15 protein-coding genes and 1 riboswitch are annotated in these 17,531 nt (G+C 69.8%); of the genes, 8 read left to right on the plus strand and 7 right to left on the minus strand.

The features are described 5' to 3' along the window. Positions 1-11 precede the first annotated feature (11 nt). From pstB to ACE3TA_RS20290, 6 genes are all read left to right on the plus strand, one after another. On the plus strand, positions 12-755 hold the full coding sequence (pstB, locus tag ACE3TA_RS20265; RefSeq protein WP_374576290.1) for a phosphate ABC transporter ATP-binding protein PstB: 744 nt from the start codon (positions 12-14) through the stop codon (positions 753-755). A gap of 67 nt (positions 756-822) precedes the next feature. After that, positions 823-1,011, plus strand: a riboswitch (cobalamin riboswitch). A gap of 147 nt (positions 1,012-1,158) precedes the next feature. After that, a complete protein-coding gene (locus ACE3TA_RS20270; protein ID WP_374576150.1) occupies positions 1,159-3,120 on the plus strand; it encodes a TonB-dependent receptor plug domain-containing protein in 1,962 nt (653 codons plus the stop codon). A 10-nt stretch (positions 3,121-3,130) separates the two neighbouring features. Continuing rightward, entirely contained in the window at positions 3,131-4,018 is an 888-nt protein-coding gene (locus ACE3TA_RS20275) for an ABC transporter substrate-binding protein (RefSeq protein ID WP_374576151.1), read from the plus strand. Beyond that, positions 4,015-4,998: a FecCD family ABC transporter permease gene (locus ACE3TA_RS20280; protein ID WP_374576152.1), complete on the plus strand. Its 984-nt coding sequence runs from the start codon at positions 4,015-4,017 to the stop codon at positions 4,996-4,998. The genes ACE3TA_RS20275 and ACE3TA_RS20280 overlap by 4 nt, the downstream gene beginning before the upstream one ends. Next, positions 4,995-5,777, plus strand: coding sequence for an ABC transporter ATP-binding protein (locus ACE3TA_RS20285; RefSeq protein WP_374576153.1), 783 nt, complete (start codon positions 4,995-4,997; stop codon positions 5,775-5,777). Before ACE3TA_RS20280 ends, ACE3TA_RS20285 begins: the two co-directional genes overlap by 4 nt. Positions 5,778-5,848: 71 nt before the next feature. After that, positions 5,849-6,832 (plus strand): ornithine cyclodeaminase family protein, encoded by a 984-nt coding sequence (locus ACE3TA_RS20290; RefSeq protein ID WP_374576154.1) that lies wholly within the window; start codon positions 5,849-5,851, stop codon positions 6,830-6,832. Here ACE3TA_RS20290 and ACE3TA_RS20295 read toward each other — a convergent pair. From ACE3TA_RS20295 to ACE3TA_RS20320, 6 genes are read right to left on the minus strand one after another with little or no spacing between them, the layout of a single operon-like run. Beyond that, a complete protein-coding gene (locus ACE3TA_RS20295; protein WP_374576155.1) occupies positions 6,829-7,323 on the minus strand; it encodes a CopG family ribbon-helix-helix protein in 495 nt (164 codons plus the stop codon). The genes ACE3TA_RS20290 and ACE3TA_RS20295 overlap by 4 nt on opposite strands. 9 nt (positions 7,324-7,332) lie before the next feature. Continuing rightward, positions 7,333-8,175: a hypothetical protein gene (locus ACE3TA_RS20300; protein ID WP_374576156.1), complete on the minus strand. Its 843-nt coding sequence runs from the start codon at positions 8,173-8,175 to the stop codon at positions 7,333-7,335. 6 nt (positions 8,176-8,181) lie between these two features. Further along, positions 8,182-8,997, minus strand: a complete 816-nt coding sequence (locus tag ACE3TA_RS20305) for an ABC transporter permease (protein ID WP_374576157.1) — start codon at positions 8,995-8,997, stop codon at positions 8,182-8,184. After that, positions 8,994-9,890 carry an ABC transporter permease gene (locus ACE3TA_RS20310; protein ID WP_374576158.1) on the minus strand — a complete coding sequence of 299 codons (897 nt, stop codon included), beginning with the start codon at positions 9,888-9,890 and terminating at the stop codon, positions 8,994-8,996. Before ACE3TA_RS20310 ends, ACE3TA_RS20305 begins: the two co-directional genes overlap by 4 nt. Beyond that, positions 9,887-10,939 (minus strand): ABC transporter ATP-binding protein, encoded by a 1,053-nt coding sequence (locus ACE3TA_RS20315; protein WP_374576159.1) that lies wholly within the window; start codon positions 10,937-10,939, stop codon positions 9,887-9,889. Before ACE3TA_RS20315 ends, ACE3TA_RS20310 begins: the two co-directional genes overlap by 4 nt. Before the next feature lie 10 nt (positions 10,940-10,949). Continuing rightward, positions 10,950-12,017 carry a PotD/PotF family extracellular solute-binding protein gene (locus ACE3TA_RS20320; RefSeq protein WP_374576160.1) on the minus strand — a complete coding sequence of 356 codons (1,068 nt, stop codon included), beginning with the start codon at positions 12,015-12,017 and terminating at the stop codon, positions 10,950-10,952. Between the two features lie 361 nt (positions 12,018-12,378). Here ACE3TA_RS20320 and ACE3TA_RS20325 point away from each other — a divergent pair, with 361 nt between their 5' ends. After that, on the plus strand, positions 12,379-13,554 hold the full coding sequence (locus ACE3TA_RS20325; RefSeq protein WP_374576161.1) for an isopenicillin N synthase family dioxygenase: 1,176 nt from the start codon (positions 12,379-12,381) through the stop codon (positions 13,552-13,554). Next, positions 13,551-15,017: an NAD-dependent succinate-semialdehyde dehydrogenase gene (locus ACE3TA_RS20330; RefSeq protein ID WP_374576162.1), complete on the plus strand. Its 1,467-nt coding sequence runs from the start codon at positions 13,551-13,553 to the stop codon at positions 15,015-15,017. Before ACE3TA_RS20325 ends, ACE3TA_RS20330 begins: the two co-directional genes overlap by 4 nt. A gap of 79 nt (positions 15,018-15,096) precedes the next feature. Here ACE3TA_RS20330 and ACE3TA_RS20335 read toward each other — a convergent pair whose 3' ends face one another. Beyond that, on the minus strand, positions 15,097-17,508 hold the full coding sequence (locus ACE3TA_RS20335; protein ID WP_374576163.1) for a TonB-dependent receptor: 2,412 nt from the start codon (positions 17,506-17,508) through the stop codon (positions 15,097-15,099). Positions 17,509-17,531 lie beyond the last annotated feature (23 nt).

Genomic DNA, 17,531 nt, shown 5'->3' on the forward strand with positions numbered 1-17,531 from the left:
CGCGCAACATCATGAGCGTGGAGAAGCTCGACTTCTACTACGGCAAGAACCAGTCCCTGTTTGGCGTCGACCTGCCGGTGGAGCGCAACCGCATCACCGCGCTGATCGGTCCCTCGGGCTGCGGCAAGTCCACCTTGCTGCGCACGCTGAACCGCATCTACCAGCTCTATGGCGACCAGCGCGCCGAGGGCACCATTCTGCTGGATGGCCAGGACATCCTGTCTCCGCGGGTGGACGTCTCCAAGCTGCGCGCCCGCGTCGGCATGGTGTTCCAGAAGCCCACGCCGTTCCCGATGTCGATCTACGACAACATCGCCTTCGGCGTGCGCCTCTACCATCGCAAGTCCAAGAGCGAGATGGACGACATCGTCGAACGCTCGCTCAAGCGCGCGGCCCTCTGGGACGAGGTGAAGAACAAGCTGAAGAGCTCCGGCCTCAGCCTGTCGGGCGGCCAGCAACAGCGCCTCTGCGTGGCTCGCGCCATCGCCGTGGAGCCGGACGTGCTGCTGCTCGACGAGCCGGCCTCGGCGCTCGACCCGATCTCGACCGCCAAGCTCGAGGACACCCTGGGCGAGTTGAAGCGCGACTACACGATCGTGATCGTGACCCACAACCTGCAGCAGGCCGCGCGCCTGTCGGACTACACGGCCTTCATGTTCCTGGGCCGCATCATCGAGTTCGGGGCCACCAGCGAGATGTTCGCCAACCCGAAGAACTCGCAGACCCAGGACTACATCACCGGCCGCTTCGGCTGACGAACGGGCGAGGGGCTTCGGGCCCCTCGCGCGCACTCCACAATTGACGCCCGCCTGCGCGCCGCCTAATGCGGACGGCGCGACAGGTTCCCCGTAAGGGGATCAAAAGGGAACTCAGGTGGAAGACCTGGGCTGCCCCCGCAACTGTAAGCGGCGAGCCCGCGCGTCATGAGCCACTGGACCTTGGTCTGGGAAGGCGGCGCGCATCGGCCCTGACCCGCGAGCCAGGAGACCTGCCTGACGCGGTCGTCCTTCGTCCGGCCGGGGTGCGCCGAACGAACGGGTTTTCCCGAGAGACGACGCTGTTGGGCCGCGCGTGGACGCGGGCCGTCCGGCGTGCGTCAGTCCTCCGGTCATGGCCCCTGTTCCTCGACGGTCCGTCGTCAGGAAGGGGGATGACCCGATGAAGACCGTTCTGTTCGCCAGCGTCGCGACGCTGGCCTTTTCCAATCTTGCCTGGGCCGACGAAGCTCCGGCTCCCGCGCCGGACGTGGCCGGCGCCGAGGCGGCGGGCGTCGGCGAGCTGATTGTCACGGCCACGCGCTCGCCGCAGCCGGCCGATCGCATCGGCCAATCCGTCAGCGTGATCGACGCCAAGGCCATACGCGCCAGCCAGGCGATCTCGCTGGGCGAGCTGGTGGCCACCACGCCGGGCGTCAATTTCACGCGCAACGGCCCGGTCGGGGCGGCGGCGCAGCTACGCATCCGCGGCGCTGAAACCGATCAGACCCTGGTGGTGATCGACGGCGTGAAGGTGAACGACCCGTCCGCGCCCGGCGGCGGCTACAACTTCTCCGATGTGCTGGTGGGCGACGTCTCGCGCATCGAGGTGCTGCGCGGCGCCCAGTCGACGCTGTGGGGCAGCCAGGCCATCGGCGGCGTCGTCAACATCGTCACGGCGGAGCCGACCTCGCCGTTCGAGGGCTCGGTCCTGGCCGAGGGCGGATCGGACGGCACGGCCTACGCCCGCGCGGCGATCGGCGGGGCCCAGCCGCGCGTGGTCTGGCGTCTGGCCGCCGGCCGCTATGTGACCGATGGTGCGGCCTCGGCCTACGCCAAGGGCGCGGAAAAGGACGGCTATCGCAACACCCAGGCCAGCGGCCGCGTGCGCCTGCTGCTGACCGACCAGGCTTCAGTCGACCTGCGCGCGCTCTATTCCGACGGCCGCACCGACTTCGACGGTTTTCCGGCGCCCGCCTACAGCTTCGCCGACACGGCGGAGTACGGCACGACAAAGGACTTCGTGGGCTACGCCGGCCTGAACCTCGCCCTGTTCGACGGCGCGCTGAAGAGCCGCCTGGCGTACGGCTACACGCGCACCGACCGCGACAACTACGATCCGACCCAGGCGCTCACCGACAAGACGTTCGATTCCCTCGGCGAGAACCGGCGCGTCGAGTACCAGGGCGTTTGGGCGATCTCCGAGGCTTGGACCGCGACGTTCGGGGCCGAGCACGAGGAGGCCAAGATGAGGTCGGCCTCGCCGTCGTCCTATGACCCCAACCCCGCGCCTGACCGGGCCAAGGCGTCGATCGACGGGGTCTACGCCCAGGCGCATGGCGAGGTCGCGCCGGGGCTCACCCTGACCGCGGGCGTGCGCCACGACAACCACGACGCGTTCGGCGGCCACACCCTGGGCCAACTCGCCGCGGCCTGGTCGCTCAACGGCGGCGACACCGTGCTGCGCGCCAGCTTCGGCCAGGGCTTCAAGGCGCCGACCCTCTACCAGCTCTACGGCGACTACGGGAACGAGGGGCTCGAGCCGGAGGAGGCCGACGCCTGGGACGCCGGAATCCAGCAGCGTTTCGCCGACGGCCATGTGCGCGTCTCCGCCACCTGGTTCCAGCGGCGTTCGACCAACCTGATCGACTTCTTCACCTGCACCAGCAGTTCGGACGCGCTCTGCGCGCCCGGCGGCTCGCCGCGTTTCGGCTACTACGCCAACGTGGCCAAGGCGTCAGCCCATGGGATCGAGCTGGCGGGCGAGGCGACCTTCGGCGCCCTGTCCGGCCAGGCCAACTACACCTGGACGGATACGGAGAACCGATCCGCCGGCGCCAATTTCGGCAATGAGCTGGCGCGCCGGCCGAAGCACGAGGGCAACCTGGCGCTCACCTACGTCTGGCCGCTCGGCGTCTCCACCACGGCCGCCGTGCGCTACGTGGGCGACAGCTACGACGACGCGGCCAACGCCACGAAGCTTGACGCCTACGCGTTGCTCGATCTGCGCGTGTCCTATCCGTTGAACGACCGGGTGGAGCTCTATGCGCGGGTGGAGAACGCCGGCGACGAGCACTACGAGACGATCAGCGGCTACGGCGCGGCGGGACGGACGGCCTTCGCCGGCGTTCGGGCCAGGTTCTAGGGAGGCGGGCTTGGACCGGCCGCTGGCGTCTTCGAGGATCACCCGCCGCGTCGCGGCCGGGGGCCTCGTGGCCGCCGCGGCCGCTCCGGCCTTCGCCGCGGCCCCGGCGCCGCGGCGGGTGGTCTCGCTCAACCCCTGCCTGGACGTGCTCGTCGTGCGCCTGGCCGACCGCTCGCAGATCGCCGCGCTCAGCCGCTACGCCCACGACCCCGCGAGTTCCAACGTCGGGCCGGCGGGACGCGACCTGCCGATCATCCACGACACCGCCGAGGAGGTGGTGGCGGTCCGCCCCGACCTTGTGCTGATGGCGCGCTACTCCTCAGCGGCGACGCGTTCGGCGTTGCGGCGGCTGGGCGTAAGGCTGGAGCTGTTCGACCTGCCGGAAACGATCGAGGCGAGCCTGGCCCAGGTGGCTCAGGCCGCCGCCGCCCTTGGCCACCCCGGGCGCGGCGAGCGCCTCATCGCCGAGATCCGCGCCGCCATCGCCGGTTCCGAACCCGGGCCGGGCGAGCCGCGCCTGTCCGCGGTCGTCTACCAGTCCGCCGGCTTCGCTTCGGCCAGGGGCACGCTGATGGACGAGATGATGGCCAGGGCCGGCCTCGACAACGCCGCGGCGCGCTACGGCCTGAAGCAAAGCGGCAACATCCCGCTGGAGGCGCTGGTCGCCGATCCGCCGGACCTGATCCTCTCCGGCCGGCCGAAGCCGGGGGCGCCGGCATGGGCGGACCGCGTTCTCAGCCACCCGGCGTTCAAGCGCCTGTCGCGGCGCGTGCATGTCGAGCCGTTCCCCCAGCGGCTGATGTATTGCGGCGGTCCGGTGCTGATCGAAACCGCCGCCATGCTGGCCACGGCCCGGCGCGCGGTCCTGGCGGCCGGCGCGGGACGGTGGCGCTCATGAGGCGCGCGCCGCGACCGTTGGTGTTCGCCGGCCTGCTGGCGCTGATCGCGCTGCTGGCCATGCTCAGCCTGCAGGCCGGGCGCGTGTGGGTTCCGTTCGCCGCCTGGACGGACCGGGCCGATCCGCGCTGGTCGATCATCTTCGAGCTGCGTGCGCCGCGCACGGCGCTGGCGATCCTCATCGGCGCGGGCCTGGGCATGTCGGGCGCGGCCATGCAGGGCTACACGCGAAATCCGCTGGCCGATCCCGGAGCCCTTGGCGTGTCGTCCATGGCCGCGCTTGGGGCGGTGCTCACGCTCTACTTCGGCGCCGGCGCCCAGGCGAGCTGGGTGATCGCCGCGGCCGCCATGGCCGGCGCCCTGATCGCGGTCCTGCTGCTGCTGGCGCTCGCGGGCGCCTCGTCCAGCGTCGTCGCCTTCGTGCTGGCCGGCGTGATCCTGCAGACCATGGCCGCGGCCGGCGTCGCCCTGGCGCTCAGCCTGGCGCCCAACCCCTGGGCCTCGGCCGAGATCATCAACTGGCTGATGGGGTCGCTCGCCGACCGCAGCAGCGCGGACGTGGCGCTGGCCGCCCCGTTCATCCTGGCCGGCTGCGCGCTGCTCTTGCTCACCGGGCGAGCGCTCGACGCCCTGACGCTCGGCGAGACCGGCGCCCAATCGCTGGGGATCGACCTTGGCCGGGTGCGCGGCTTGCTTGCTGTCGGCGTCGCCCTGGCCGCGGGCGCCAGCGTCGCCGTCACCGGCGTGGTCAGCTTCGTGGGCCTGATCGTTCCGCATCTGCTGCGGCCCGTCGTCGGCGCGCGGCCCGGCGCGCTGCTGATCCCCAGCGCCCTCGGCGGCGCGATCCTGGTGCTCGCCGCCGACATCGCCGTGCGCCTGACCCCGGCCGCCGCCGAGCTGAAGCTTGGCGTGGCCATGGCGGCGCTGGGCGGGCCCTTCTTCTTCGGCCTGCTGTTTTCCATGCGCCGGAGGCTGGCGTGAGCGGCCTGGAAGCCGAAGGGCTGCGGGTGCGCTTCGGCGCCCGGACGGTTCTCGATGGCGTGAGCGCCGCCTTTCAGCCGGGCCAGGTCGCCGTCATCCTCGGCCCGAACGGCGCCGGCAAGTCGACCCTGCTCGCCTGCCTGGCCGCGCTGCGCCGCCAGGATGCGGGGATCGTCCGGCTCGACGGCCAGGATCTGCGGCGGCTGGCGCCGCGCGACCGGGCGCGCAGGCTCGGCTTCATCCCGCAGACGCCCGAGATCGCCTGGGCGGTGGAGACCCGCGTCCTGGTGGGCCTGGGCCGCACGCCCTACATCGGCGCGCGCGGCCTGTCGGCGGAAGACGCGGCCGCGATCGACCGGGCCATGATCTCGGCCAATGTCACCGGCCTCGCCAACCGCGACGTGACGACCCTATCCGGCGGCGAACGGGCGCGGGTGCTGATCGCGCGGGCGCTGGCCGGCGATCCCGCCTGGCTCCTGGCCGACGAGCCGCTCACGGGCCTCGACCCTGGCCATCAGCTCGACGCCTGCGATCTCTTCCGCCGACTGGCGCACGAGGAGGGCAGGGGGGTGATCCTGACCTTGCACGACCTGTCGCTCGCCGCGCGGGTGGCCGACCGCGTGCTCCTGCTGGTGGACGGTCGGGTCCTGGCCGAAGGCGCGCCGCTGGAGGCGCTGACGCCGGCCGCGCTCGACCGCGCCTATGGCGTCGAGGCGCGCGTCTCGAACGGTCCTGACGGCCCGGCGATCGATATCCTGCACCGGACTTTGCGCCCCTGACGGCGGCGTGCTTGGTTCCGCGGGTCCGCCGGCCGAGTCGGCCTTGGCGAGCGGCGGGAGGGGGCGTCGTCATGAGCGAACTGATCATCATCGGCCGCGAAGAGGTCCGGCGGCGGCTGACCTACGACGTCTGCATCCCCCTGGTGCGCGAGGCCATGGTCGCCCTGTCCAGCGGGCGCACGCGCCAGCTCCTGCGCGGGATCATCGACCTGGACGAAGGCCGGGCCTTCGGTGTCATGCCCGGCGCCATGGGCCCGCACGAGGTGTTCGGCGCCAAGCTGATCAGCGTCTTCCCGGAAAACTTCGCCAAGGGGCTTCAGTCGCATCAGGGCGTCGTGGCGATCTTCGACCCGGACACCGGCGCGCCGGCGGCCATGGTGCATGCGGGCGAGGTGACCGCCGTGCGCACGGCCGCCGCCTCGGCCGTCGCCACCGACGCGCTCGCCCGGCCGGAAGCCTCGCGCCTGGCGGTGCTCGGTTATGGCGAGCAGGCCGAGACGCACGTGGCCGCGATCTCCAAGGTGCGGGCGCTGAGCGAGGTGGTCGTCTGGGGACGGTCCGCCGACCGCGCCGAGGCGTTCGCGCGGCGGGTCGGCGCCGAGCTGGGCCTGCCGATCCGCGCCGCGGCGTCCGCGCGCGAGGCGGTGGCCGGGGCCGACATCGTCTGCACGGTCACGGCGTCCGCCGAGCCGGTGCTGCTGGGGGAATGGCTGGCGCCCGGCGCGCACGTCAACCTGGTGGGCTCCAGCCGGGCGGGGCCGGTGGAGGTGGACGACGATCTGGTCGTGCGCGCCCGCCTGTTCGCCGACCATCGCCCGTCGGTGCTGGCCCAGGGCGCGGAGTTCCTGCGCGCCAAGGCCAAGGGGCTCGTCGGCGACGATCATGTGCTGGGCGAGATCGGCCAGGTGCTCGACGGATCGCTGGAGGGCCGCCGCTCGCCGGAAGAGCTCACGGTCTACAAGTCCCTCGGCAGCATCGTGCAGGACCTGTCGAGCGCCTGGGCGCTCTACCAGCTCGCCCTGAAGGACGGCTTCGGCGCCCGCGCCGCCTTCTAGCCGACGCTGTGCGCGTGCAGCGGCGGCAGCAGCGCGGTGGTCGTCACCAGCTTGAGCTGCTGGACGGCGCGCAGGGCCCGCAGGCGGTCGCATAGCGCCGTGAGCCGCTCGGCCGAACCCTGGACCAGCAGCACCTCCAGCGAGCGGTCCTGTTCCAGGAAGACGTGCTGCGAGGAGATCACCTCCTCCAGGTACTCGCTCTGCACCCGCGCCAGCGCGTGCCGGATGCGACCGCTCTCGGCCTTGTAGATCAGGGTGATCGTGCCGGCGAGCACGTCGTCGGCGGCCGCGTCGTCCAGGTCCGCCAGTTCATGGCGGATCAGCTCGGCGATGAGTTGCGAGCGCCCGGGCAGTTTGCGGCGGGCGACCATTTCGTCCACTTCGGCCAGGAGCTGCGCAGGCAGGCTCACGCCGATCCGGGCCAGCGCAGGCGTCTCGTCAGACGCGCGCGTCGGCGACAGGCGGGAATGCGCCGCGGCGTCGTCAGGCATGGCGTTCTCCTATCCCGGCGCCGCCATGGTGGCGGGCAGGCGCAAACAGCGGCTGATTTGGCTGATCTCCTCGGAACTGTCGAGCAGGCGCCAGGCTTGATCAAGGTCTGAGCCTGAAAGGCGCAAGGTTTGGGCGCTCTGGTCGAAGCTCGCGGCGCCCGCCGGCCACAGGCTCTGTCCCTCAAGCCAGGGCCACGTCGACAGCGTGACCTGCCAGGGCGCGGCGGCGCCGGCGATCCGTCCGTACGCGATCGGCATGGACAGCGCCGCGTGGGCGGCCTCAAGGTCGCCGCGGGCGAGCGCGGCCTCCACGATCTCCTTCAGCGTTTCACCGACCGGCAGGGGGCTCACGCGACCCTGGATCGACAGGAAGTGGTCCCCGGCGATCACCAACAGGCCCTTGCGTCCTGGCGCGGCGGCGTCCCCGGCGAGCTCGAAGGCGATCAGTGCGCCGCGGCTCTGCGGCTGCAGCCGCCAGATCTCCTCATAGTCGGCGTGGATCCCGCGTTCGATCATCACCTCGCCGTCGAGCTCCCATGTCCCTTCGTCGGGCGAGGGGCTGGGCGGCTGGAAGTCCACGTCGCGCCGCCACCGGCAGATCGTCGCGTCGGCGCTCAGCTCGCCGGCGAAGCCCTGCATGGCGGCCAGCTCGACCAGCTCCTCGGCCGTGTAGTCGGCGAGGCCCGCGCCCTGCGGTCGGCCCGGCCGCGCGGCCGGCACGCGGATGTCGGCGTACCAGCTTCGCGTCTGCAGCCAGAAGACCCGGGTGGTCTCGTCACGATAGCCGCTGGGCGTGGTGATCACCTCGCGTCGCCACACGCCGGTGAGGGCGGGATCCACATGCTCGGTCATCGGGCCTCAGCTCTCCAGCGGACGCTGGCGGCCCATCAGCTTGGGCAGGTCGGCCATCCGCGCGATCAGGTTGAAGGCCGTGAAGCCCAGGATCATGAACAGCACCGCCCCCACGCACATGGTCGGCTCATAGCCCGCGCGCATGCTGGTGAAGATGCGGATCGGCAGGGTCTGCACCGAGAAGCCCGCCACCATGTAGGCGATCAGGTACTCGTTGATGCTCAGTACAAAGACGAAGATCAGCGCGCAGAGCACATAGGGCGTGATCGCCGGCCGCACCACCGTGCGGAACGTGTCGCTGTCGCTGGCCCCCATGGTCTGGGCCGCCTCCACGTGCGAGCGGTCGATGGCCTGGAAGCCGATGGTCAGCAGGGTGAGGGGAATCCACAGCATCACCACGCTGTGGCTCAGCACCACATTTTCGATCCGCCCCACGTGGCCGGTCACGCCCCAGAAGGCCGAGAGCATCAGGGCCGACACCACGCCCGGGATCAGCACCATGCCCGAGCCGAGCGCGGCGATCGCCTTGGCGGCCGCGGCGTTGTAGCGCCAGATCGCATAGGCCACCGGCAGCGCCAGGATGACGGTGGTCAGCGCCACGAAGCCGCTGATCGTCGCCGAGGTCTCCAGCGAGCGCATCCAGCCGGCGTCGGCGAAGAAGGCCTTGTACCAGCGCAGGCTGATCTCGGTCGGCGGGAAGGCCATGCGGCGGCTGTCGTTGAACGAAACCGCGGCCACCACCACCAGGGGCGAGGCGATGAACAGCGCCAGCAGGCTCATGAAGCCGCGGCGCAGCCAGTGTCCGAACGCCTGGACGATCATGCGGCGGCCTCGTTGCGCGTGAGCCAGCGGGACAGGATCAGGAGCGCGATCATCACCACCACCACGGCCACGGCCTCGGCCGCGGCGAGCGGCAGGTTCGCCGCCTGCATGGCCGCATTGGAGATGTGGATGGCCACCGTCCAGGTCTGCGGCTTTCCGAGCACCAGCGGCGTCAGATACGAGCCGACGGTGAAGATCACCACCAGCAGCACGCCGGCCAAGATGGTCCCGCGCATCATCGGCAGGACCACGGTCATGAAGGTGTGGAACCGCGAGGCGCCCATGGTCGCCGCGGCCTGTTCGATCTCCTCGTCGATGCGCGACACCGCCGGATAGAAGAACAGGATCACATAGGGCAGGACCAGATAGACCAGGCAGGCCAGCACGGCCGCGAAGTTGGGATAGAGCGACTGGCCTTCGGCCAGCAGGCCCAACGCCGTCAGCGTCTTGGCCAGGGAGCCGCTGGTCGAGAGCAGCACCTGGAACGAGAAGACGATCAGCACTTCCGACAGCGACAGCGTCGACAAGAGATAGATCAGCCAAGCCACTTGGCCGCGCCGCCTCATACGGCTGATGAAATAGGCGGCCGGGAAGGCGATGCTGACGACGATCGCGGCGGTGCACAGCGCCAAGGTCAGCGAAAAGGCCATCACCCGCATGAGCAGGGGCGAGGCGACCTGGGCGTATTGGGTCAGCTCGAAGCCCGGCGACCAGAGCCCGCCTTCCACCCGGTGCGCGAAGCTGAGCTGGATCAGCAGGCCCGCGGGCACGAGGCCCATGATCGCCACGAACGCGCCGGGCGCGGCGAGCAGGGCGAACAGCGCCAGCCGCCGCCGCAGGCTCTTGCCGGCGCCGCGCGCGCCGGGCGTGTCCTCGACGGCCAGGGCGGTCATCCCGCCAGCACCCGGCATTGGGCGGCCGGCAGGCCCACATGGGCGATCTCGCCCGGCGAGGCGCCGATCCAGTCGCGCGGCTGCACCACGCCCAGGATCTGGCGCCCGTCGCAGTCGACGCGGACCTCGATGCTGGCGCCCATGTCGCGCACCAGCGAGATCGTGCCGGAGACCTCGTTGCAGCAGGCGCCGCCGCTGCGGCTGATCAGGATGTCCTCGGGACGGATCGACAGGGTGGCCGCGCCCCTGGCCAGGGCCTGGCCGGCGCCGGTCACGCGGAAGGCCTGCTCGCCGAACTGCACCGTCGCCGCGTCGATCACCTCGACGGGCAGCAGGTTGCTGGCGCCGATGAAGTCGGCGACGAAGCGGTTGGCCGGGTTCTTGTAGATGGAGATCGGCGCGTCGTGCTGCTGCACGCGCCCGTCGCCCATCACGACGATGCTGTCGGCCATGCTCATGGCCTCGCGCTGGTCGTGGGTGACCAGGATGGTGGTGATCTTCAGCCGCTGCTGAAGCAGCCGCAGCTCCACCTGCATCTCCTCGCGCAGCTTGGCGTCCAGCGCCGAGAAGGGCTCGTCCAGCAGGAACACCGGCGGCTCCTGGGCCAGGGCCCGGGCGATAGCCACGCGCTGGCGCTGTCCGCCGGAAAGCTGGGTGATGGCGCGCTTCTGGTATCCGCTCAGCCGGACCAGATCGAGCAGCTCCTCCACGCGCTCGGCGCGCCGCCGCGCATCCAGGCCCCGCAGCCGCATCGAGTAGGCGATGTTCTCGCCGACATCGAGGTGCGGAAACAGCGCCAGCGACTGAAACACCATGCCGAAGCGGCGCACGTTGGCCGGCTCCTGGGTGATCTCCCGGCCGTTGAGCAGGATCGATCCGGCGTTGGGCGCCTCCAGCCCGGCGATCATCCGCAGGACGGTGGTCTTGCCGCATCCCGACGGGCCCAGGAGGCACACGAACTGGCCGTGCGGAATGGTGAGTGAAACGCTGTCGGCGGCGGCGTGCGCGCCGTAGAGCTTCGTCAGGTCGCGCAGCTCAAGTCCGAACATCGCGCTTCTCCTAGCTCGCGACCATCGCGGTGAACTGGCTCACCATGAAATCGAGGTGGGCGAAGCGGGCCTGGAGATTGACGGCGATGGGCGGGACGGGGCTCACGGTCTTGGCCAGTTCCTCCGGCGAGACGGTCAGGAGCTCCTGGCGGATCAGCGGCGGGGCGTGGACCTTGGTGCAGACCAGGCCCTGGGCCTCGGGGGTCAGCATGAAGTTGATGAACTCCAGCGCCTCCTCGGTCTTGGTGGAGCTGGTGGGCTGGCACCAACTGCCGAAGTCGATGACCGGCCCTTCCTTCGGATAGATCACTTTCAGCGGCGTGCCTGAGGCCTTCAGCGTCTGCGCCACGTCGGCGAAGTAGACCCCGCCCTTGACCTCGCCGTTCTCCAGCGCGGTCTGCATCGTGCCTTCCGATTCCCACCACAGCTTGGTGTTGGGCTTCAGGCCGGCCATCTTGGCGGCCACTTGGCGGATGCCGTCCTCGGTGTTCAGGATCTCGGTGCCGCCGAAGTAGGTCTGGGCGGTGATCTCGTACATCCCGCTCTGGCCGCCGCCGGACAGGCCCCAGGCGTTCGGATACTTCGGGTCCCAGAAGATCTCCCACGAGGTCGGGTCTGGCTGGATCAGGTTCGGGTTGGTGACCATCGTCATGTACCAGCCCAGGGCGCCGACGCCGTCGATCCCCTGCGGGCTCTTGGCGATGTAGTTGTCGGTCAGATTGCCCAGGTTGGTCAGCTTGGCCGCGTCATAGGTCCGCCAAAGGCCCGCCTTGCGGCCCCGCATCACGTCGGTGGCCGCCGCGATGCATACGTCCATGGGGGCTTGGCCGGCCTTGTTGGCCTCGATGAGCTGCAGCAGGAACTGCACGCCGGCCGGCTGCGGCTGGGAGTCCACGCGGATGCCGGTCTTGGCCGTGAAGACCGGATAGACGTAGGTCTTCATCGCCTCTTCGAAGTTGCCGCCATAGGCCGAGACCCTGAGGCTGCGGCCGCCGCCGCCAGCGGCCGATCCACCCGGCGAGCAGCCGCTCAGCAGGCCCAGGCCCAGGCCCGCGGCGGCCGCGCCGGCGCTCAGCAATCGACGTCGGTCCAGTCCAAACCCGCTCCCGCGCGGTGCGATGCCGGATAGGCGACGTCGCTCGCTGTGTTCGGCCATGACGCGGTCTCCGAGGTTGATCCCGTGCGATCTGCGTTCACGACGACATCGGCCCAGGCGGCTGGCAAGCGCGTCGTCCGGCCCTCGAAAACCCCCTGGAATCTGCTCCTCGCTTCGGCGCCGGCGCTAGGCGCGGCGACTACGTTCTGTGCAGTTCGTATTACTGAGGGGCGATTTTCGCGCTGCTTCCCAGATAGGCCGGGCGACGCTGGCGAATTGCGCCACTCTGCCTGCGGCGTCCGGCGAAAGGAGTGGGCGTCCGGCGTCTACGAGGGGATCGGTCATGGCGGATGGCGTTTCCGAACAGATGGGCGACATGGGCGCCAAGCTCGTGCCCTTCGATTCCATTCCGGTGATCGACATCTCCGCCCTGCGGGGGGACGACCCCGCAGCCAAGCAGGCGACCGCCGACGAGATCGGGCGCGCCTGCGAGACGGTGGGCTTCTTCTACATCGCCGGCCATGGCGTGCCGCAGGCGCTGATCGACCGCACCTACGAGCTGTCGCGGCGGTTCCACTATTCGCCGGTGAAGGACAAGGAGCGCGTCCATATCCGCCATTCGCCGGGCACCCGCGGGTGGGTGCCGGTGACCAAGGACGACGACGACGGCGATCCGGAGCTCTACCGCCTGGTCGAACCCAATCCCGACCACGACTACCTGACCAAGCCGCGGCTGCACGCGGCCTTCGACGTGGCCCTGGAGCTGCCGGAGGACGACCCGGATTTCCGGGCCGGCAACCTGATGCTGGTGCCTAACCAGTGGCCGGACTGGATTCCCGGCTTCCGCGAAGAGGTGATGGCCTATTACGACGCGGTCATCGAACTGGGTCAGCTTCTGTTCGAGGCCTTCACCATGCGCCTGGGCTTGCCCAGGGACTTCTTCGCCGAGCGGTCCACGAAGGCGCCCTCGCAACTGCGGCTGCTGCACTATCCGCCCAACGAAATGCCCATGGACAACGATCACCTGGGCATCGGCGCGCACTCCGACTTCGAATGCTTCACGATCCTGCACACGGCCGGGCCGGGGCTTCAGGTGATGAACGCCGCCGACGAATGGATCTCGGCCCCGCCGATCCCGGGCACGTTCGTCGTCAACGTCGGCGACCTGCTGGAAGGCTGGACCAACGGCCGCTTCAAGGCCACCCAGCACCGGGTGGTGAACACCGGCAAGGAGCGCTACTCGATCCCGCTGTTCATCACCGTCGACTATCACACGGTGATCGAGCCCCTGCCGGCCTTCGTCTCCGAGGGCAATCCGGCCAAGTACAACCGCATCGTCTCAGGCGATCACCTGGCGGGCTTCAGCGTCAACGGCGCCAAGCACCTGCGCAAGAAGATCGTGCAGGGAGAAATCGAGATCAACTTCCCGATTCACAAGGAAAATCCGTTCAAGCGCAAGGCGGTGAACGAATACCCGGCCACGACCCAGCCACAGGCCCGGACGGAGGGCGCGTCTTGACGGCCCAGGCGCTGAAGCCCGCCGCCGCAGCCGCCCACGAATGCCGCCTGTTCATCGCCGGCCGATGGACGGCCGGGGCGGGCGACGACTGGTTGCCGATCGTCAATCCGGCCACCGAGGCGCCGATCGGCCGCCACGCCGTCGCCACCGCCGCCGACCTGGATGAAGCCCTGGACGCGGCCGCCGCGGGCTTCCGCATCTGGCGCGACTGGGCGCCCCAGGCGCGCTCGGACGTCCTGCGCAAGGCCGCCGCGCTCATTCGCGAGCGGCTCGAGGTCCTGGCCGCGACCCTGACCGCCGAGCAGGGCAAGCCCATCGAGCAGGCGCGCATGGAGATCGGCAACTGCGCGCGCGGGTTCGAGTGGGCGGCGGAGGAGGGGCGGCGCGCCTATGGCCGGGTCATCCCGGCCAACGTGCCGAACCTGACCTGGCTGGCCACGCGCGAGCCGATCGGGCCGGTGGCGGCCTTCACCCCCTGGAACTTCCCGGCTTCCCAGGCGGCGGCCAAGATCGGCAGCGCCCTCGCGGCCGGCTGCTCGATGGTGCTGAAGGGGCCGGAGGACGCGCCGAGCCCGGCCGCCGGCCTCGTCCAGGCCCTGGCCGATGCGGGGCTGCCGCCCGGGGTGCTCAATCTCGTGCTCGGCCATCCGCCGCAGATCTCGGCCCACCTGATCGCCTCGCCGGTGATCCGCAAGATCTCGTTCACCGGCTCGGTGCCGGTCGGCAAGCAACTGGCCGCGATGGCCGCGGCTGAAATGAAGCCGGCGACCATGGAGCTCGGCGGCCACTCGCCCGTGCTGGTCTTCGGCGACGTAGACCCGGTGGCGCTCGCCCGCACCCTGGTCCAGGGCAAGTACCGCAACGCCGGCCAGGTCTGCGTCTCGCCGACCCGCTTCTATGTGGAGCAGTCCGCCTACGACGCCTTCGTCGAGACCTTCGTGGAGGCCGCCAAGTCGATCGTGGTCGGCGACGGGACGGATCCGCGCACCCAGATGGGGCCGCTCGCCCACGACCGCCGGCTCGAGGCGATCGGCGCGCTGATCGAGGAGACGCGGGCCGAAGGCGCGACCATCCGCGCGGGGGGCGAGCGCCTGGGCAACCGCGGCTACTTCTATGCGCCCACGGTCGTCACCGACGCGCCGGAAGACGCGCGCATCCTGCGCGAGGAGCCGTTCGGGCCGGTGGCGGTGATCGCTCCGTTCACGGACCGCGACGAGGTGATCGCCCGCGCCAACGGCACGCCCTATGGCCTGGCCGCCTACGCCTTCACCCGCTCGCACGAGACCGCCGCCTTCGTCGGCCGCGCCCTCGAGGCGGGGATGGTCGGGGTCAACACCTTCGCCATCGGCGGGCCCGAGGCGCCGTTCGGCGGCGTGAAGGACAGCGGCTTCGGCCGCGAGGGCGGCATGGAGGGCCTTTCGGCCTATCTCGTCACCAAGATGCTCGCCCAGACGCCGGGCTGAGCGCGGCCCGCCGATCAGTGGCGGCCTTCGTCGCCAAAGCGAACGGGACGGGCCGAAGCCCGCCCCGTCACACCCCCCTCTAGAACGATCGGGTGAAGCGCAGCCCCACCTTGCGGGGCGGCAGCACGTTGAAGAAGAACGAGCGCTCGTAGTGAGGATCGCCGTTCTCGTCGTAGACGATCTGGTTGTAGGCCGGCGTCCCGCGCGCGCCGGTCCGCACGAAGGCGTCGAACAGGTTGTCGACGAAGAAGGTGGCGGTCCATTTGTCGCCCGACAGCTCGGCGCTGAAGTTGTGGATCACATAGGCCGGCAGCACGTAGCCGCCCCCCTTCGATCCCGCGCGGGTCAGGACGTCGCCGGCGGCCGTGAAGCCGTAGTTGAAGGCCATGTCCCAGCCGTTGCTCAGCGGCACCGTGTAGCGGGCGAAGAGGGTGCCCTGGTCCTCCGGAGAGCCGGGCAGGCGGTCTCCGTCCTCGCCGTCGGCGTACTGCAGCGTCGACTGATAGCCCGGCGGGGTGATGTAGGGGATCAGGTTCAGCGTGGTCTCGACGAATTCCGAGACGTTGTGCGCGTAGCTGCCGCGGACGGTGAAGTTCGGCGTGATGTCGGCCGCCAGGCTGATCTCGAAGCCCTTCGAGACGGCGTCGCCGCCGTTCACCGTGATCGGCTGCAGGCCGTTCTGGGTGGCCGAGTCCACCTGCGGGCTCTTCCATTTGATGTAGTAGACGTCGCCGTTCAGCGTCAGGCGCTTGTCGAACCACTGGCTGTGCAGGCCGAGCTCGTAGTTCTCGGTCTTGTCCGGCTGGTAGTCCATTTCGTTGGGCAGGGCGCAGACGATCTGGTTCGTCGGCAGCGGGTCGGGGCAGGCCGCGACGCCGTTCGAGCTGCCGATGCGGTAGCCCTCGCTGAAGGTGAAGTAGGCCATCACCTCAGGCGTGAATTTGTAGGACGTGTTGAACTTGAACAGCCAGCCGTTGTCGCTCTGGCCGCCCAGTTCGAAGTCGTTCAGCAACAGGTCGACGGGCGTGCGGCCGTTCACCACCGTGTTCCACAGCGGAATATCGGCCGTGCTGCGGGTGGAATAGTCGTACTTGTAGTAGCGGGCGCCGCTGGTGATCTGCCACTTGGGCGTAAGCTGGTAGGAGACCTCGCCGAAGGCGGCTTCCTCCTTCAGCAGGCTCTGGAAGGGGCTGTAGTACTCCACCATGTCCGGGCGAAGCTGCACGCCCAGGCCGATGTCGACCAGGTACTGGTCGTAGTGCGGCGTGAACTCCTTGCTGTAGGAGCTGATGCGCTTGCGGTCGTAGAAGCCGCCGACGATCCAGCTCAGCGGCCCTTCGTTCTTGGAGACCAGCCGCACTTCCTGAACGAAGTTCTCTTCCTTGTCGTATTCCTGCGTGTAGGCGCTGAAGGTCGGGAACGCCTCGTAGCTGTACTCCAGGCTGATCAGGAGGTCGGTCTGGTCGCGCTGGCCGAGCGACTTGTAGCGCGAGTAGCCCGTGGCCGAGGTCAGTTCGGCGAAGCCCAGGTCGGCGGTGGCCTCCAGGGCGAGCAACTCGTTCTTGCGTCGGATCGGCTCCTCCACGCGGGTCGCCGATTCCCATTTGTCGATCTTCACCGGGAAGTCGGAGACCATGTAGCTGGAGATCTGCCGGCCCCCCACCTTGGCGTCCTGCAGGTAGTAGGTCAGGTTGATGTCGAGGGCGTCGATCGGCTTCCAGCGCAGGCCCAGGCGCGCCGAGAGCGTGTCCTCGGTGTTGACGTCCCGCTTCCTGTGCAGGTTGGCCTTCACCGCCGCGGGGTCGGTGAAGTCGGGGTCGGCGTTCGAAACGCCCACCTCGTTCACCAGGAACGGCTGGTCGATGAAGCCCTGGTCGTTCAGCCAGTCGATCGACCCGCGCACGGCGAAACTGTCGGTGAGCGGCTTGTTGAACGTGAAGCCCACGTCGGTGCTGGGATCGGAGCCGTGCGAATAGCCGTAGGCCGACCCGCGCACGATCAGCTCCGGCTTGCTGAAGTCGGGGCGGTTGGGGATGTAGCGGATCGCCCCGCCGAGCGTGCCGGCGCCGTAGAGCGTGCCCTGCGGGCCCAGCAGGAATTCCACCCGCTGCATGTCGTTGAGCTTCAGGTCGACGAACAGCGGGATGTCGCCCACGTAGGTGGCCACGCGGCCGCCGCCGTCGTTGTTGCCGTCGTTGGAGCCCAGGCCGCTGGCGTTCAGGCCGCGTACGACGATGTTGTTACCTTGGCGGGCGCCCTGGTCGACGATGAAGACGCCCGGCACCCACTTGGCCGCCGCGTTGAGATCGGTCAGGCCCTGCTGCTCCAGTTGCTGGGCGCCGACCGCGGCGATGTTGATCGGGGCGTCCTGGACGGTGGTGTCGCGGCGCGTGGCCGTGACGACGATTTCGGAGACTTCATTGGAGTCCGAAGCGGCCGCGTCGGCGGCGCTGGCGTGCGCCGGGGCCAGGGCCACCGGCAGGGCGAGCATACTGATGGAGCCGAGGAGCGCGG

The organism is Phenylobacterium sp. (genome assembly GCF_041916435.1).
Lineage (GTDB): Bacteria > Pseudomonadota > Alphaproteobacteria > Caulobacterales > Caulobacteraceae > Phenylobacterium.

Excerpts from the sequence above, each read along its gene's own strand:
- pstB (WP_374576290.1), top strand. The coding sequence starts at position 12 with ATGAGCGTGGAGAAGCTCGACTTCTACTACGGCAAGAACCAGTCCCTG.
- ACE3TA_RS20270 (WP_374576150.1), top strand. The coding sequence starts at position 1,159 with ATGAAGACCGTTCTGTTCGCCAGCGTCGCGACGCTGGCCTTTTCCAAT.
- ACE3TA_RS20280 (WP_374576152.1), top strand. The coding sequence starts at position 4,015 with ATGAGGCGCGCGCCGCGACCGTTGGTGTTCGCCGGCCTGCTGGCGCTG.
- ACE3TA_RS20290 (WP_374576154.1), top strand. The coding sequence starts at position 5,849 with ATGAGCGAACTGATCATCATCGGCCGCGAAGAGGTCCGGCGGCGGCTG.
- ACE3TA_RS20295 (WP_374576155.1), bottom strand. The coding sequence starts at position 7,323 with ATGCCTGACGACGCCGCGGCGCATTCCCGCCTGTCGCCGACGCGCGCG.
- ACE3TA_RS20300 (WP_374576156.1), bottom strand. The coding sequence starts at position 8,175 with ATGACCGAGCATGTGGATCCCGCCCTCACCGGCGTGTGGCGACGCGAG.
- ACE3TA_RS20305 (WP_374576157.1), bottom strand. The coding sequence starts at position 8,997 with ATGATCGTCCAGGCGTTCGGACACTGGCTGCGCCGCGGCTTCATGAGC.
- ACE3TA_RS20310 (WP_374576158.1), bottom strand. The coding sequence starts at position 9,890 with ATGACCGCCCTGGCCGTCGAGGACACGCCCGGCGCGCGCGGCGCCGGC.
- ACE3TA_RS20315 (WP_374576159.1), bottom strand. The coding sequence starts at position 10,939 with ATGTTCGGACTTGAGCTGCGCGACCTGACGAAGCTCTACGGCGCGCAC.
- ACE3TA_RS20325 (WP_374576161.1), top strand. The coding sequence starts at position 12,379 with ATGGCGGATGGCGTTTCCGAACAGATGGGCGACATGGGCGCCAAGCTC.
- ACE3TA_RS20335 (WP_374576163.1), bottom strand. The coding sequence starts at position 17,508 with ATGCTCGCCCTGCCGGTGGCCCTGGCCCCGGCGCACGCCAGCGCCGCC.